The sequence below is a fragment of the Sphingomonas sp. S6 genome (genome assembly GCF_043498045.1).
In the GTDB taxonomy this organism is placed as follows: domain Bacteria; phylum Pseudomonadota; class Alphaproteobacteria; order Sphingomonadales; family Sphingomonadaceae; genus Sphingomonas.
Genome location: NZ_JBIEOE010000003.1, coordinates 441,637 through 456,383, shown reverse-complemented (window position 1 = coordinate 456,383; position 14,747 = coordinate 441,637). Strand labels below are relative to the sequence as shown.

The following is a 14,747-nucleotide window of genomic DNA, read 5'->3' as shown; positions in this document are numbered from 1 at the left end:
CGGCGGCGCGGCCATGTCGGCCGGGTCCGTGACCTGCGTCCGGGGCCTCGCGCGCCGGCCGATTGAAGCGGCGCGTCAGCTGCTCGGCGATAGCACTGTGGCGACCCCCAAGGCTGTGCCGGCCGACATGGCCAGTCTACTCGACCAGATCCCCTGATCCCTCGGCGGGCGCGGTGCCCGCCTTCTCCTGGAGAAACATCGTGAAGCTGATCGCCGAGTGGCGCCAGTCGTGGCGCCTCTGGTCCGTGCGCGTGTCCGCGCTCGGCGCCGCCGTTTTCGCCTTCCTGCTTGCCGCGCCCGATCAGGCGCTGGCGATCTGGAACGCGCTGCCGATCGAGGTGAAGGCGCACCTGCCCAACCAGCAGGAGTTGGGCCTTGCCCTGCTCACTGCGGCGGCGGTGGCCCGCGTGCTCAAGCAGAAGGAGGCGAGCGATGGCCAGCCCCGATAGGGCGCCGCGCGCGGGCACGTCGCCGCTTACCGCGCTCGCGATAACGATGGGCGTGGCGGCGGCGGCGCTGACGACGCCGTTCGTCGCTCGCTGGGAAGACGGGCCGGCCGGGCCTGCGCTCGTGCCATATCGCGACATCGTCGGCGTCTGGACGCAATGCAGTGGCGAGACGCTAGGCGTGACCGCGCGATCGCCCAAGGAAACCCCGGAAGGTTGCGCTTTGAAGCTTGATCGCCGCCTCGCCGGGTTTGCCCAAGCCGTAGCGACCTGCACGCCCACCCTCCGCGGCCGGGACTATCAATGGGCCGCGGCCACCAGTCTCGCCTATAACATCGGCACGGCCGCGTATTGCAAGTCGACGGTGGACCGTCGCTTCGATGCGGGCAATTTGCGCGGCGCATGCGACGCCTTCCTCATGTGGGACAAGGCAGGCGGTAAGGCCGTCGCCGGCCTGGCCAACCGGCGTCGTGCCGAGCGCGACCTCTGCCTGACGGGGTTGCCGCGGTGATCGGCTGGCGAACCAAGGCGCTCATTGCCGCCATCGCCCTGCTCGGGCTGCTGGTCGTGGCGGCCCTCGTTGGCGCCCATCGAAAGGGCGAACAGGCTGGGGCGGACCACGTCACCGTCCAGGTGCAGCGCGATCACGCCGCCGCCGTCACCGTAACGCGCAAGGACGAGCGCGCCGCCGTTGACGCATCCGCCACCATCGCGACCAGCGTCGCCCAGCAGACGGTCGCCTCGGCGGCCGTCACCCATCACATCGTGGAGAACCTGCGCCATGCGCTCGACACTATCCCGCCTGCTCCTGTCGGCGATCCTCTGCCTGCCGCTCCTATCGACGGCATGCGGGACGACATCAACACTGCCATCGCTCGCGCGAACCGAGCGGCCGAAGCTGCCGCCGCTGTCGCCGGAGCTGGTCAAGACGGAGCGTCTTGAGCCGCTGACGGCGAAGCCCGCCGGGCGGCTGGTGACGATCGACGTGGCGGTGCTGACGGAGATTGTGACGCGGCTCGCCGAGGCGGTGGGCGCGGTCGAGCGCGGCAACGTGCGCGCCGGCGGCGTGATCCGGGAACGGCGGTGCGTCTCGGGGCTGTTCGCTACCGGCGCGCCGCCGCCGGGGTGTCCTCCGCTTCGAACGCAATGACATGGGGTCGGTCAGGGATGGCCGGCCCCTTTTTCGTTCTAGCTCGCGCTCGCGATCGATCCGTAAGCCAAATATCGTCAGGGGGTATCCGTGGGGGTATCAGCCGGTATAGTCTGACCAGCATGCCGCAGAAACGCGTCGTTTATTGCATTGTAAGTGGTGGGCGGCGGACCCACCATCGACGCTTTCCGGGGGCATCTATCCGGTCCCAGACCAGCTCATAAGCCGCAGCGTCCGCCAATCCCGCGTCGCGTGGCGTCGCACCGCGCTTCCTCCGATCAACCGGCGCGCCGCACACATAAGATTATGATGGCGGGCATCGTGACGCTTATCGATGCGCAGGCGCGGGACTGGGGCGGCACGTCGGACAATCTCGCCGATTCGAGCGATAGAAAGGAGCGGAAGACCTTCGACGGCTGTTTCGAGGTCTCGCTGGAGCACGCGCACACCGCCAGATGTCTACGCTTGATATGTCGGTATTGCTGACGCATGATTTGACGCGAACAAGAGGGGTGGGGACAATGAAGCGCATTTGGACGGCAGCAGTCGTGGCGATCGCGGCCTGTGCGGTGCCGGCCTTCGCGCAGTCAGCGGATACCCAGGCAAAGCCTGCCGAGAAGAAGACCTGCCGCAGGCTGACGCCGACGGGTTCGTTCATGGCCACCCGCGTCTGCAATACTGAGGCAGGATGGCGTCAGTTTGACGGGATTACGCAGCAGGGCGTGAGCGACTTCCGCCGCTCGTTGAATATGAGCGGCACTAACGAGCGCGCCGGCGAGAAGTAAGTCGGTTACGCAGGCGCCCGCCACGCGGTGGGCGCCGCGATCCGCTGCCCCGAATGCGTCTATCGCCAAGTCACGGCATTCATGTTGAGGCCGATCGCGACGGGACACGAACCCCCGCCATAGTCGGCCCGCTCTATCAGCCGAACAGCCGGCTCCAGAACGACGGCTGCACAGACCGTGAAGCCTGCCATTGCGCCCGCGCTTCTGCTGCCCGCTGATGAAGAGCGCGGATGCACTCGTCGCGGGGGAGGTCGGAAAGCCGCTGCGGAGGGATGGACTGGCCCATAATGCGTTGATGAATCGCACGATGAAGCGTGCCTTGGCAACGACGATGCGACGAATTGCAGTCGATCGTCTCGAAGCCTGAATAGCTGCCTCGCTGATCGGCGGCGTCTATCATGCCATCATGCGCCGGCCCTGAGCCGAATGTGCTGTCGTGCGTTGATTACCACCAGACACGCGCAGGAGAGCGACATGGCCGATGTGAACGATCCGACCCACGAACCCGAGAGCTACACCGATCTGCCGATGCAGCCGACCGGTTCCGGCCCCGCCGATCTCGAAGTCGCGTACGAGCAGATGCGCCTTGCCGAGGAAGCCGAAGGCACCACCGGCGGTGTGCCCACTGCGGCCGTGGCGGATGCGGCCATGCCCGTCAGCGACGCAGGCGCGGTTGCCGAGAGCGAAGCCCACCCGAGCTGAGGCGGTCAGGGGAGGGCGCGCGCCGATCACGCGCCCTTTTCTCTTGTTATTGGGCAGCGATCGGCGTTCGCTTGCGTCGCCACCGCACGGCTACGCGAGCATGTCAGCGGTGGGTAGGCCGGCGATTGACGGGCACCAGAGCAAGCTCCCGGCTGGCGCGCGATTGGCCCCGGCGCATTTCGAACCCGATGAGGGCGAGGTTCGCGGCGATAAAGGCGGACATGGTGACGTAGAAGGCCATGGATCGTCTCTCTGCGGCATCGGCCTTGCGGCCTGTGAGGAGCAGATCGTTGGCCTAGCAAAGGTTTACGGCAGGTGAGCGGGGCCGCGATCCTGGCCGATCACGCGACAGGCCGAGCCAGCGTTACGGCGAGCGCCTGCTGGCAGCCTTTGGACGGCGCCTAGGCTCGGCACCGTCCCGGCCGTGTATCAGCGGCAGACGCGGACGCGGCGATGGTGACGGTAGACGATACGGCAGTGATCGCGGCGATCGCGACCCCAATGGTGGCCGCGGTCGCGACGGTTCCGATCATACCCACGATGGTCGCGGTGATCGCGTTGGTCGTAATGGGGACGGCCACGATCGTGGCGCTGCGCATCGGCAGTACCGGCGAGACCAGCGGAGCCCGCCATCATGGCCACGGCAGCGAACAGCATCTTGAGCGTCATGAATCCTCCTTCGTCAGCGCCATTGCGGCACGTGAGGGGGATTACGCAGGCGACACGGCATCGTTCCTGACCTTTGTGGTCGGGAGGGATGGAGCGATGGATCGCCATGTTGGTTGACACGCGGCGCGCCGCAATCGGACGGTGGCGGGGATTGGGCAAAAGGCAGGCGTATCGGGTGCCGCTCACCCGGCACGCGCTGCCATCATCGTCATCGGCTGCGCTGCGTCCGCCTGATGGATGGGAGCCGGCCGTCCGAGCAGATACCCTTGCGCTTCGTCGCAACCTTGCTGGCGCAGAAACTCCAGCTGCTCTGTGGTTTCTACGCCTTCCGCCAGAACCGGGATCGAAAGGCTTTCGCCGAGGGCCAGCACCGCACGGATGATAGCGGCCGATTGCGGCCCACAGTCCAGGTCGACCATGAAGGACTTGTCGAGCTTGATCTTGTCGAAGGGGAAAGATCGCAGCGTCGACAGCGACGAATAGCCGGTTCCGAAATCATCCATTGCTACCGATACGCCCAGCGCCTTCAGCTGGCGGAGGACGTGGGTCGTGCGTGCGTGATCCTCGATCATCGCCGTTTCGGTGATTTCGAGTTCGAGGCGCGACGCCGGCAGACCCGTTTCCAGCAAAATCTGGTGAACGAGACTGGGAAGATCGACGTGGCCGAGCTGGACTGGCGACAGGTTCACCGCGATCTTGTGCGGCTCCGTCCAGGCCGCCGCTTCGCGGCATGCGGTACGCAAGACCCATTCGCCGATGGGCAGGATCAGTCCCGACTGTTCGGCAAGCGGGATGAAGTCGGATGGCGACACCGATGAGCCGTCCGCCTTCGTCCACCGGAGCAGGGCTTCATAGCCCGTGGTTCTGCCGGTGCGAACGTCGCCTTGTACCTGCCAATGAAGAGCCAGTTCGTCGTGGTCGAGCGCGTGGCGCAATTCCTGCACCATCCGCCGGCGATCGCGGACGGCGCGATCCATCTCCTCTTCGTAGAAGCAGACGTTCGACGCTATCGACCCCTTGGCCCGGTACATTGCGAGGTCAGCGTTGTTGATGAGCGCCGAGACATCGTCGGCGTCTTGCGGCCATAGCGCGATGCCGACGCTGGCGCCGCAACTTGCCTCGCTGTGATCGAGCACGACCGGTTCCATGATCGCGGCGCGCAGCCGTTCGGCAAGGCCAAGCGCATCGGCCGCTTGTTTGACGGGCATGACCGCCACGAACTCGTCGCCGCCAAGGCGCGCGACGAATTCGCCCGGGCCCATCGCTGCCTTCATGCGCTCACCGATCGTGATCAGCAGCTGGTCGCCCGCGGCATGGCCATGAACATCGTTGACCTCTTTGAAGCGGTCGAGGTCGATCGATAAAAGCGCGACGGCAGCGTGCCCGGTGTCCGGCGACGCCTGCTTGGTCAACCACTCCAGGAATGACGTCCGGTTCGGCAGGCCGGTCAGACTGTCGTTGCGCGCCAGATGCGTAATCCGGCGTTCCTGCGCAAGGCGAGCCCTGAGATCGCGGATGGAGTAGATCGTATGCGGTTCGCGTCCGCGCGCATCGATCCGGACCGCGATCTCGATCGCGATGGCACTTCCGTCGACGCCGATCATCGTCGATTGCGTCAGCCGGTCGGCGGTGATCGCCGTGGCACCCGCGATCCAGCGCTCGATCGGCTCTCCGATGATGTCCGCGGACGCAATACCGGCGAGCGCCGCGAATGCCGCATTGGCGGCCACAATGCGACCTGCAGAGGTCACGACCATGCCATCGACGTTGCCCTCCAGCACTTCGTCCAGGCGCCGCTTCGACTCCGCGCTGGCCTGCGCGTCGAGGACATAGGTCGACAGGCCCGTGCCCAACACCAGCATGCCGACGCCGGCGACAGCGAGGGCCATGATCGTCGCGGCGTCGTCCGATCCCGGCTGACCTGGTGCGGGTGCGAAGGGGACGATGGCCATGGCTGCCATGCCGGTGAAGTGCAGCACTACGATGGAGCCGACCATCAATACTGTCGCGCGTAAGGGCCCAGCAAAACGCCCGCGCGCAAGGGCTCGATCGAAGGCCGCGGCGCCCAGCACCACGACGCCCGCGATCGATACCGTGACATAGTCGGGGGACCAGGAGATGAAGCCCTGAGCGGCGAATGCCCGCATGCCGGTGTAATGCATCACGGCCACTGCCAGACCGAAGATCGCGCCGCCGAGGACCGGCATCCAGCGCCCCTTCTTCGTCGCCGCATTCAGGGCGATCGCGCTGCCAGCGATTGCGAGGAGCAGGGACACCCCGGTCAGACGTGGCTCGTAGCTGACGCGGACGCCCGGCTGATAGGCGATCATCGCAATGAAGTGCGTGCACCAGATCGTCGCGCCGGTCGAAACGCCGCCCATGAAGATCCACGCCAATCGCGTCCTTGGCTCGGCCTGACGGATGCGACCCAGCAGCTGAACCGTGATCGTCGACCCGACCAGGCAGAACAAAGCCGCCAGGCCGACCAGCCAGAGGTTATGATCCTGCGTGAGACACGAGAGGAAGCGCATCCGGATTGACCCTTTTTTCAGGCCATTCTCATTCAAACATCAAATTTGTTTTAATTTCATGCAGTTTGGTCGTGAACATACGCCTGCAACGAGCCGCTTGGATGGCCTATGGGCTGCCTTAGGTTCCGTCGCAGGGGTTTGGCGTCCTGCGCAAAGTCCCGCGGCAGGGATTAAGCCGCGAGGTCGAACTCAAGCGGCTCCACAGGGGATGTGAGCGCGTCGCCAGCGACAAGGCATGCCAGCTGCGATCGATACAGGCAGGTGAGATCGCGATGCATGGCGCGCACGGCGTCACTGGTCGCCAGCGTGGCGAGTGCCATCTGATCCTCGATGCGGCGTTGCAGAAGCTCACGGGTGAGGCCGGTATTCATCGGACGCCTCTTTGCCCCGAAGCGTTACGCGGCGATGCAATAGAGTGGTTAATCCGGGGGGCAGGCTGAACGTCGCGACAATGCACAGCCTAGGATGCGCGGCAGACCTCGATGGTGTGTTCCACACTCCGTGCATCGACAGCGCATCAGGTCATGGTGGCTGCCGTGATCCTGCCCTATGGTGCGCGCCGTTTCGGTGGCTTTGGGGGAAGGGCATGAGGACGGATCTGAGGATCACGACGGCGATCGCCGCGGCGCTGCTGGCGTCGGGGTGTGGCCGGTCGGAACCGGAGCCGGATGGCTGGACCGCGCAGACCGATACCGCGATCTGTACCGATCGTGAGGGGCGGCGGGTCGCCGACGACCAATGCCCGCGGCAGGCGCTGACGAGCGGCTATCATGGCGGGGGCGGCAGCAACGCGTTCCTGTGGTACTTCCTCGGGCGCAACAGTGTGATCCCGCCCTATGGCGAGACGGCGCGCGGGGGATCGTTCAGCCGTGCGGGCGGCGTCAGCTATGCGCGCGCGCCGGCCAACACCTTCGTCAGCCGATCGGGCGCGATCAGCCGTGGCGGGTTCGGCGCATCGGCGCACAGCTTCGGCAGCGGCCGGGCATGATTCGCGTCGGCATCGCGCCGCGCCCCGACTGGCAGGCGAAGGTCGAGGCGGAGGGGCTAATCTGGCACAGCGTCGATGGCCGGCCCTATTGGGACGAAAGCGTCTATTACCGCTTTTCGGCCGCGCAGATCGCCACGATCGAGGGGGCGACGGCAGAGCTGTACCGACTGTTCCTCGCCGCCGGGCAGGCGATCGTCGACGATCCCGCACTGTTCGACCGGTTCGGCATTCCGGCGCCCTTCCACCAGGCGATCCGCGACGCGTGGGAGGTGGAGCCGCCCGCGCTGAACTACGGGCGGTTCGATCTGGGGTATGACGGGGCCGGGCCGCCCAAATTGTTCGAGTTCAACTGCGATACGCCGACGTCGCTGCTGGAAGCCGCGGTGATCCAGTGGAGCTGGAAGGAGGAGCGCTTCCCGCACCTCGACCAATATACCAGCCTGCACGACCGCCTGATCGCCAAGTGGCGCGATATCGCGCCGCTGCTGCCGCCGGTCGTCCATTTCGCGCATGTCTCGGACGAGGCGGGCGAGGATATCGTCACGACATCCTATCTGCGCGACACGGCGGAGGCGGCGGGGATCACGACGGTGCCGATCCTGGTCGACGATCTGGGCTGGGACCATGACCGGCGCTGTTTCGTCGATCTGGCCGAGCAGCGGATCGAGGCGCTGTTCAAGCTGTATCCGTGGGAATGGCTGACCGCGGAGGCCTTTGCGGCGCCGCTGCTCGAAAGCCTCGACGATACGCTGTGGATCGAACCGATCTGGAAGATGATCTGGTCGAACAAGGCGATCCTCGCGATCCTGTGGCAGCTGTTTCCGGATCATCCCAACCTGCTGCCCGCCGGCTTCGACATTCCGGAAGGCGATGCCGTCGCCAAGCCGCTGCTGGCGCGCGAGGGCGCGAACGTGTCGATCCGGCAGAACGGACGCGTCGTCGCTGAGGCGGCGGGGGAGTATGGCGACGAGGGCTATGTCTATCAGGCGCTGTACCGGCTGCCCGAGACGGCGCCGGGATGTTTTCCCGTGATCGGCAGCTGGCTGGTCGATGGCGAGCCGGCCGGGATCGGCATTCGCGAGGACGGGCTGATCACCGGCAACACCGCCCGCTTTGTGCCGCACGTGATCGAGGGGTAAGCCGGAACCCGTGGGTGCAGTGCGGCATTGATACGGGCAGCGCGCGGGAATGATCCCGCTGCCCTGTTCGAGGAATCTATGAGCCGTACCACGCTGGGCCTGTTCGGTGCCGCCCGTCCCCGTCCCGTCGCACAGGATCGCCTGATCGCGACGAGCGATACCGCCGCAGATGCGTATCGGGCGGAACGGATGTCGGGCCTGACCCCGGTGGAGCGTGCGCTGGCCGAACCCAAGGGTTCGGCCGCAGCCCTGCTCGCCTGATACGCCTTAGCGCGCCGCCAGTGCAGGGCGGCCGGCGTGATGGATGAACACCTGTTCGTCGGCCCAGCGCTCGCGGCTCTGGCAGGTGATGGCGCTGCGCCCCGGATGCGGATCGGCGGCGAGCGCATCCGAGAAGAAGCGGATGCAATAGACGTCGCGGCTGGCATCGTACCGGACCGTGTAGGCGCGCGGTGGCGCATCCGCCCGGTCCACGGCGGCGGCCGGTGACGCGGCCAGCGCGGCGAGGGCGAGCAAGGGCGGCAAGATGGACATGGTGGAGCTCCCGGTCGTCCGCGCGACATGATGTCGTGCAGGTTGGCGGGCGCCATGCGATAAGTGTGCCATTTGAATAATACACCGGATTTGCGTGGATTTCCTGAAGGCCCGGTGTCGCGCACCGGGTGCGCGGCGCCAGAAGTTGGCGGACCGGGCGGTGCGACGTGGCGATCCGTGCGCGGCGCGCGTCCTTTTCGTCCCGCAGGCGTTGGCACGGGATGACACGGATTTCGGATCGAACCGGCGGGCGCCGGCTGCCGCCCCTATTGGTAGGACTCGCGCTGATCGCGGCGGGGCTGGCGGTGCTACTGATCGGCGCGGTGGCGACCAGTCGCTATCCGTTCGCCTTCGACCGGGCGATCATCGTCGGTCTGCGCCAGTGGAGTGGTCCCACATGGCTGCCGAAGGTGGCGGCGGACATCACCGATCTGGGCGGTGGCGTGGTGCTGACGCTGATCGTGACGCTCGTCGTCGGGTTTCTGCTGGTCCAGCGCCTGTTGCTGACCGCGCTCGCCACCGCGCTGGCGACGCTGACCGGCGGATGGGTGATCGAGCTGGTCAAGGGCGTGGTGCTGCGCGCACGGCCGGAGCTGGTACCGCATCTGGTGTCCGCCAACGGCTACAGCTTTCCGAGCGGGCATGCGACGGCGAGTGCCGTCTGCTATCTGACCTTGGCGGCGCTCGCCGGACAGGTGACGCCCGACCGTGCGGCGCGATTGTACCTGTTGGTGGCCGCGGTGCTGCTGGTCGGCGCGATCGGGTGCAGCCGCGTGTATCTGGGCGTGCATTGGCCGAGCGACGTGCTGGCCGGCTGGAGCTTCGGCACGCTCTGGGCGCTGGGTTGGTGGACCGCCACGGCGCGGGCGCGCGTGGCAATCGGTGGGGAACGATAGGGGCCGATCCATGAAGCGTCATCCCAGCGAAGGCAGGGATTTCCCCCGCTGAGCTGACGTGACAGGAGCCGCGCAAGACCCCAGCCTGCGCTGGGGTGACGTGCTTAGGCGGACGGCTCGAACGCCACTATGCCGCCGTCCAACATAGACAACGTGAACACCTTGGCGGAAACGATCGGGGTCTATCGTTTCCGTTTCTTCACCGGTTCAAAGAGCGCAATCCATTGGCCCGGAGAGAATGGCAGGTCGCGCGCGTGTAGGACAGAGCCCGCGCGATTTCGCCGTGATCACAGCGGCTTGCCGCTAGCGCGATCCTATTGGCGTTCGCTCAGCTTGCGTTCCCAGGCGAGCGCGTCCTGGACGATCGTGTCGAGATCGTCGCGCTGCGGGCGCCAAGGCAAAGCGGCGAGGATCGCGCGGTTGTCGGCGACGAGCGCGGCGGGGTCACCGGCGCGGCGCCCTTCGTAGCGGCGCTCGATCGTCATGTTGGTGACGCGATCGACTGCGTCGAGCACTTCGTTGACCGAGAAGCCGCGATTGTAACCGGCGTTCAGCGTGTGGCTCTGCGTCGGTTCGGCGACCAGCAATTCGAGCGCGGCGACATGCGCGGCGGCCAAATCGCTGACGTGGATATAGTCGCGCACGCCGGTGCCGTCGGGCGTGTCGAAGTCGGTGCCGAAGACGGAGACGGCGGCGCGCTTGCCGGTCGCCGCTTCGACCGCGATCTTGATGAGGTGCGTCGCGCCCACCGTCGACTGGCCCGACCGGCCTTGCGGATCGGCGCCGGCGACGTTGAAGTAGCGCAGCGCGCAATAGTTCATCGGATGCGCGGCGGCGACGTCACGCAGCATCGCCTCGGTCATCAGCTTCGACATGCCATAAGGATTGATCGGCACGGTCGGGTCGGTTTCCTCGACCGGCACCTTCACGGGCGTGCCATATGTCGCGGCGGTGGACGAGAAGATGAAGTGCGGCACGCCTTCGGTGACGGCGCTTTCGATCAGGCTGCGCGTCGCGGCGGTGTTGTTGCGGTAATATTTGAGCGGATCGCTGACCGATTCCGGCACCACGACCGATCCGGCGAAGTGCATGATCGCGCGGACATTGTGATCGCGGATCGCGGCACGGATGGCGATATCGTCGGCGACGTTCGCCTCCACCAGCGTCGCGCGCGGATCGACCGCCCAGGCGAAGCCGGTGACGAGATTGTCGACGACGACGACGTCATAGCCCGCGTCGCACAAAGCCAGCACCGCATGGCTGCCGATATAGCCGGCCCCGCCCGTCACCATCACCTTGCCGTTCAATGCCATGCGTCGTGTCCTTCGTCTTTTGCGCGGCGTAGCGCCTTCCTACATGGGCTGCAAAGGAGACTTCAGCATGACGGATTATGTAACGCTGGCGGGCGGCTGCTTCTGGTGTACCGAGGCGGTGTTCAAGGACGTGATCGGCGTGGAAAGCGTCGAGAGCGGCTATATCGGCGGCGACGTGCCGAACCCGACGTACAAGCAGGTGTGCGGCGGCGACACCGGCCACGCCGAGGCGATCCGCATCGGCTACGACCCCGAACAGTTGGCGCTCGGCGACCTGCTCGACATCTTCTTCGCGACGCACGATCCGACGCAGCTGAACCGGCAGGGCAATGACGTCGGCACGCAATACCGCTCGGCGGTGTTTCCGGCGGACGCGCACCAAGAGGCGGAGATGCGCGCGGCGATCGAGCGGGCGCAGGCGGGGCTGGACAAGCCGATCGTGACGACGGTGGAGCCGATGGCGGACTGGTATCCGGCGGAGGATTACCATCAGGATTATTGGGAAACGTCGGGCCGGTCGAACCCCTATTGCATGGCGGTGATCCCGCCGAAGCTGCAGAAGCTGCGCAAGAGCTTTGCCGCGCGGTCGAAGGCGGTGGTGTAAACCAATCCTCCCCGGCACGGGGAGGGGGACCGTTCGCGAAGCGAATGGTGGAGGGGGCTCTCCCCGAAGCGCATCGCCCGAGGAAGCCCCCCTCCGTCATGCCTGCGGCATGCCACCTCCCCGTGCCGGGGAGGATTTGATTAGACCTTCCGCGCCAGCGCCTTTTTCAGTTTGGCGTGGGCGGCGGCCTTGATCTGGCAGACGCGGGCCGAGCCTACGCCCAATACCTGGCCGATCTCCTCGAGGTTCAATTCCTCGACGTAATAGAGCTGGATCACTATCGCTTCACGTTCGGGCAGGGCGCCGATCGCGGCGATCAGCGTGTCGCGCAGGTCGCTTTCGGCCAATTGTTCGAAGGCGTCGGGCGTGTCGTCGGCGAACCAGGGAAGGTCGTCGGCATAGACTTCGTCCATCGATTCGAACCGCACCGTGTCGGCGGTCTCATATTCCGCGCGCAGCCGTTCGATCGTGACACCGAGTTCGGCGGCGATCGTCGCTTCGTCGGGCGCGCGGCCGGTTCTTGCCGTCACGGTGGCGATGGCGGCCTGATATTGCCGGCGCCGCCGCATCGCGCCGCGCGTCGTCGTCGCCTGTCGCCGCAGTTCGTCGATCATCGCGCCGCGCAGGCGGGTCTGGAGATAGGCGCGGAATTGCGCGCCCTGTTCCGCGGCCTGCCCGACCGCCTCGACCAGCGCGACGAGGCCGATCTGTACGAGATCCTCGACATCGACGATGGTGCTCATCGAGCCATGGACATGCCAGGCGATGCGGCGGACCAGCGGCAGATGCTGGCGGATCAGCGCCTCGGTATTGCCGCCGGGACGCTGGCGCGGCGAATAGGTGAGGGGGCCGGACGGCACCATGGCCTGCGGCGCGGGCTGGGCGCCGGCGAAGGCGCCGCTCATCGGTTCGGCGCTCATGCCGCCAGCGCCTGCTGCTGCGGTGCGCCGATGACCGCGACGACCTCGACCGCCTTTTCTTCAGGCACTTCGAAGAAGGACAGGACGGGCGTGTCGGGCAGCACGGTCTTCACCAGCTTGCGGATCGCGATGCGGATCGCGGGCTGGACGACGAGCGCGAAGGGCTTGGCCTCGGCGATCAGCGGCTGCGCGGCCTGTTGCAGCGCCTCGACGATGCGGCGGCCGAGGTCTGGCTCGATGACGTGGCGGCGCGAGGCATCGGCGCGCGCGGCCTGGCCGAGCAGCCCTTCCAGCTGGCCCTCCAGCGTCATCACGCGCAGCGGCTCGCGCACGCCGCACAGCTTCTGGATGATGAGGGGGCCAAGCTCCGGACGGATCAGTTCGATGATCTCCTCGGCATCGGCGCTGCGCGTGGCGGCGACCGCAATCGCCTGCGCGATACGACGGAATTCCTTCAACGGAATATTCTCCGCGAGCAGGCCCTTCAGGACCTGGGTGAGGGTGGTGAGCGGCAACGGATTGGGCGTGAGGCTGGCGACGAGCTGCGCGGCGCGTTCCTTCAGCCCGTCGAGCAGCGACTGGACCTCGTCGGGGCCGAGCAGGTCGGTCGCGTTGGCGCCGAGCAAATGGTTGAGGTGTGTCGCCATGACGGTGCCGGCATCGACGACGAGGAAGCCCGCGCCGGTGGCGGCATCGGCATCGCCCGCGGGGATCCAGGTGGCGTCGAGGCCGAAGGTCGGGTCCTTCGCCTTCTTGCCGTGCAGCTCGCCGAACGCCTGGCCGGTGTCGAGCGCCAGCATCTCGTCGGGGGAAACCTGATCCTCGCCGACGCAGACGCCGTTGATCATGATGCGATAGGTGTAGGGCGCGAGGTTGATGTCGTCGCGCACGCGGCATTGCGGCACGACGAAGCCGAGATCGCGCGAGAGCTGGCGGCGGACGCCGGTGATGCGGCCCATCAGCGGCGCACCGCGGCGCTGATCGACCAGCGGCACCAGGCCGTAGCCGATGTCGAGATTGACCTGCATGCCCTCGGTGACTTCGTCCCAGCCGATCTTGGACGGATCGACGGGTTCCTCGGCCGCCTTGGGCGCTTCGACGACGGGGCGCTTTTCGATCTGGCGCAGCTTCCACGCGGTGAAGCCCGCGATGCCGGCGGCCGGCAGCATGATGAGGTGCGGCATGCCTGGGAAGACGCCGAGCAGGCCGAGGATGACCGCGACCGGGGTCCAGGTGCGCGGGGAGCCGAACTGGCTGCCGATCTGGCCGGCGAGGTCCTTGTCCGAATTGACGCGGGTGACGATCGCGGCGGCGGCAATCGAGAGCATCAGCGCAGGGAGCTGCGCGACGAGCGCGTCGCCGATCGCGAGCAGGATGTAGCTTTTCGCGGCGGCGGCGATCGTCATGCCGTGGCTGACGGGGCCGAGGATCAGCCCGCCGATGACGTTGGCGGCGAGGATCAGCATCGCGGCAACCGCGTCGCCCTTCACGAACTTCGACGAACCGTCCATCGAACCGTAGAAATCGGCTTCGGTGGCGACTTCGACGCGGCGCTTCTTGGCGTCGTCGGGGGTGATCAGGCCGGCGTTCAAATCGGCGTCGATCGCCATCTGCTTGCCGGGCAATGCGTCCAGGGTGAAGCGCGCCGAGACTTCCGACACGCGGCCCGCGCCCTTGGTGACGACGATCAGGTTGATGATCATCAGGATCGCGAAGACGAAGATGCCGACGACATAGTCGCCGCCGATCAGGAAGCTGCCGAACGCTTCGATGACATGGCCCGCGGCGCTTTCGCCCTCGTGACCGTGGACCAGCACGATGCGGGTCGAGGCGACGTTGAGGCCGAGGCGGAAGAGGGTCGCGAACAGGAGGACGGTCGGGAAGGACGAGAAGTCCAGCGGCTTCTGCGCGTTCAGCGACACCATCAGCACGGCGAGGCTGATCGCGATATTGGCGACGAAGAAGACGTCGAGCAGGAAGGCCGGGATCGGCACGACCATGACGACGACGAGCAGCAGGATGGCGAGCGGCAGCGCGGCGCCGCGGCCCTGGCTGAGCAGCTTGTTCACG

20 protein-coding genes are annotated in these 14,747 nt (G+C 66.6%); 12 read left to right on the top strand and 8 right to left on the bottom strand.

Annotated elements, in window-relative coordinates:
* The first annotated feature begins 200 nt into the window (after nucleotides 1-200).
* The 5 genes from ACGVWT_RS07710 to ACGVWT_RS07690 all read left to right on the top strand — a co-directional run bounded on the left by ACGVWT_RS07710 (nucleotide 201) and on the right by ACGVWT_RS07690 (nucleotide 2,381).
* Nucleotides 201-449 (top strand): hypothetical protein, encoded by a 249-nt coding sequence (locus ACGVWT_RS07710; protein WP_394425841.1) that lies wholly within the window; start codon nucleotides 201-203, stop codon nucleotides 447-449.
* On the top strand, nucleotides 433-957 hold the full coding sequence (locus ACGVWT_RS07705) for a lysozyme (protein WP_394425839.1): 525 nt from the start codon (nucleotides 433-435) through the stop codon (nucleotides 955-957). The genes ACGVWT_RS07710 and ACGVWT_RS07705 overlap by 17 nt, the downstream gene beginning before the upstream one ends.
* Complete coding sequence (locus ACGVWT_RS07700) at nucleotides 954-1,388, top strand: hypothetical protein (RefSeq protein ID WP_394425837.1); 435 nt, start codon at nucleotides 954-956, stop codon at nucleotides 1,386-1,388. Before ACGVWT_RS07705 ends, ACGVWT_RS07700 begins: the two co-directional genes overlap by 4 nt.
* A 31-nt stretch (nucleotides 1,389-1,419) precedes the next feature.
* Nucleotides 1,420-1,596, top strand: coding sequence for a hypothetical protein (locus tag ACGVWT_RS07695; RefSeq protein ID WP_394425835.1), 177 nt, complete (start codon nucleotides 1,420-1,422; stop codon nucleotides 1,594-1,596).
* A gap of 521 nt (nucleotides 1,597-2,117) precedes the next feature.
* Nucleotides 2,118-2,381 carry a hypothetical protein gene (locus tag ACGVWT_RS07690; protein WP_315462863.1) on the top strand — a complete coding sequence of 88 codons (264 nt, stop codon included), beginning with the start codon at nucleotides 2,118-2,120 and terminating at the stop codon, nucleotides 2,379-2,381.
* 136 nt (nucleotides 2,382-2,517) lie between these two features.
* Here ACGVWT_RS07690 and ACGVWT_RS07685 read toward each other — a convergent pair whose 3' ends face one another.
* Entirely contained in the window at nucleotides 2,518-2,781 is a 264-nt protein-coding gene (locus tag ACGVWT_RS07685; RefSeq protein ID WP_315462862.1) for a hypothetical protein, read from the bottom strand.
* A gap of 74 nt (nucleotides 2,782-2,855) precedes the next feature.
* On the opposite strand from ACGVWT_RS07685, the gene ACGVWT_RS07680 reads away from it, so the two are divergent.
* Complete coding sequence (locus tag ACGVWT_RS07680; protein ID WP_315462861.1) at nucleotides 2,856-3,083, top strand: hypothetical protein; 228 nt, start codon at nucleotides 2,856-2,858, stop codon at nucleotides 3,081-3,083.
* 103 nt (nucleotides 3,084-3,186) lie between these two features.
* Here ACGVWT_RS07680 and ACGVWT_RS07675 read toward each other — a convergent pair whose 3' ends face one another.
* Nucleotides 3,187-3,324, bottom strand: a complete 138-nt coding sequence (locus ACGVWT_RS07675) for a hypothetical protein (RefSeq protein ID WP_315462860.1) — start codon at nucleotides 3,322-3,324, stop codon at nucleotides 3,187-3,189.
* Between the two features lie 212 nt (nucleotides 3,325-3,536).
* On the opposite strand from ACGVWT_RS07675, the gene ACGVWT_RS07670 reads away from it, so the two are divergent.
* On the top strand, nucleotides 3,537-3,869 hold the full coding sequence (locus ACGVWT_RS07670) for a hypothetical protein (RefSeq protein ID WP_315462859.1): 333 nt from the start codon (nucleotides 3,537-3,539) through the stop codon (nucleotides 3,867-3,869).
* A gap of 65 nt (nucleotides 3,870-3,934) precedes the next feature.
* On the opposite strand, the gene ACGVWT_RS07665 is transcribed toward ACGVWT_RS07670, so the two are convergent.
* Together ACGVWT_RS07665 and ACGVWT_RS07660 are read right to left on the bottom strand one after the other, a co-directional pair.
* Nucleotides 3,935-6,283, bottom strand: coding sequence for a bifunctional diguanylate cyclase/phosphodiesterase (locus tag ACGVWT_RS07665; RefSeq protein WP_315472138.1), 2,349 nt, complete (start codon nucleotides 6,281-6,283; stop codon nucleotides 3,935-3,937).
* A 170-nt stretch (nucleotides 6,284-6,453) separates the two neighbouring features.
* Complete coding sequence (locus ACGVWT_RS07660; RefSeq protein WP_315462857.1) at nucleotides 6,454-6,654, bottom strand: hypothetical protein; 201 nt, start codon at nucleotides 6,652-6,654, stop codon at nucleotides 6,454-6,456.
* Between the two features lie 215 nt (nucleotides 6,655-6,869).
* Here ACGVWT_RS07660 and ACGVWT_RS07655 point away from each other — a divergent pair, with 215 nt between their 5' ends.
* The 3 genes from ACGVWT_RS07655 to ACGVWT_RS07645 all read left to right on the top strand — a co-directional run bounded on the left by ACGVWT_RS07655 (nucleotide 6,870) and on the right by ACGVWT_RS07645 (nucleotide 8,671).
* Entirely contained in the window at nucleotides 6,870-7,271 is a 402-nt protein-coding gene (locus ACGVWT_RS07655) for a hypothetical protein (protein WP_315462856.1), read from the top strand.
* Nucleotides 7,268-8,410, top strand: a complete 1,143-nt coding sequence (locus tag ACGVWT_RS07650) for a glutathionylspermidine synthase family protein (protein WP_315462855.1) — start codon at nucleotides 7,268-7,270, stop codon at nucleotides 8,408-8,410. Before ACGVWT_RS07655 ends, ACGVWT_RS07650 begins: the two co-directional genes overlap by 4 nt.
* A gap of 78 nt (nucleotides 8,411-8,488) precedes the next feature.
* On the top strand, nucleotides 8,489-8,671 hold the full coding sequence (locus tag ACGVWT_RS07645; RefSeq protein ID WP_116462839.1) for a hypothetical protein: 183 nt from the start codon (nucleotides 8,489-8,491) through the stop codon (nucleotides 8,669-8,671).
* Nucleotides 8,672-8,677: 6 nt separating this feature from the next.
* On the opposite strand, the gene ACGVWT_RS07640 is transcribed toward ACGVWT_RS07645, so the two are convergent.
* Complete coding sequence (locus ACGVWT_RS07640) at nucleotides 8,678-8,944, bottom strand: hypothetical protein (RefSeq protein ID WP_315462854.1); 267 nt, start codon at nucleotides 8,942-8,944, stop codon at nucleotides 8,678-8,680.
* Between the two features lie 221 nt (nucleotides 8,945-9,165).
* On the opposite strand from ACGVWT_RS07640, the gene ACGVWT_RS07635 reads away from it, so the two are divergent.
* Nucleotides 9,166-9,840 (top strand): phosphatase PAP2 family protein, encoded by a 675-nt coding sequence (locus tag ACGVWT_RS07635; RefSeq protein WP_315462853.1) that lies wholly within the window; start codon nucleotides 9,166-9,168, stop codon nucleotides 9,838-9,840.
* Nucleotides 9,841-10,154: 314 nt separating this feature from the next.
* Here the strand turns inward: ACGVWT_RS07635 and galE are convergent, their stop codons facing one another.
* Nucleotides 10,155-11,153 (bottom strand): UDP-glucose 4-epimerase GalE, encoded by a 999-nt coding sequence (gene galE, locus ACGVWT_RS07630; RefSeq protein ID WP_315462852.1) that lies wholly within the window; start codon nucleotides 11,151-11,153, stop codon nucleotides 10,155-10,157.
* Between the two features lie 67 nt (nucleotides 11,154-11,220).
* Between galE and msrA the strand changes: the two genes are divergently transcribed.
* Nucleotides 11,221-11,757: a peptide-methionine (S)-S-oxide reductase MsrA gene (gene msrA, locus ACGVWT_RS07625; RefSeq protein WP_315462851.1), complete on the top strand. Its 537-nt coding sequence runs from the start codon at nucleotides 11,221-11,223 to the stop codon at nucleotides 11,755-11,757.
* Nucleotides 11,758-11,897: 140 nt separating this feature from the next.
* On the opposite strand, the gene ACGVWT_RS07620 is transcribed toward msrA, so the two are convergent.
* Both ACGVWT_RS07620 and flhA read right to left on the bottom strand, forming a co-directional pair.
* A complete protein-coding gene (locus tag ACGVWT_RS07620) occupies nucleotides 11,898-12,677 on the bottom strand; it encodes a sigma-70 family RNA polymerase sigma factor (RefSeq protein WP_315462850.1) in 780 nt (259 codons plus the stop codon).
* Nucleotides 12,674-14,746: a flagellar biosynthesis protein FlhA gene (gene flhA / locus ACGVWT_RS07615; RefSeq protein ID WP_294211280.1), complete on the bottom strand. Its 2,073-nt coding sequence runs from the start codon at nucleotides 14,744-14,746 to the stop codon at nucleotides 12,674-12,676. The genes ACGVWT_RS07620 and flhA overlap by 4 nt, the downstream gene beginning before the upstream one ends.
* Nucleotide 14,747 lies beyond the last annotated feature (1 nt).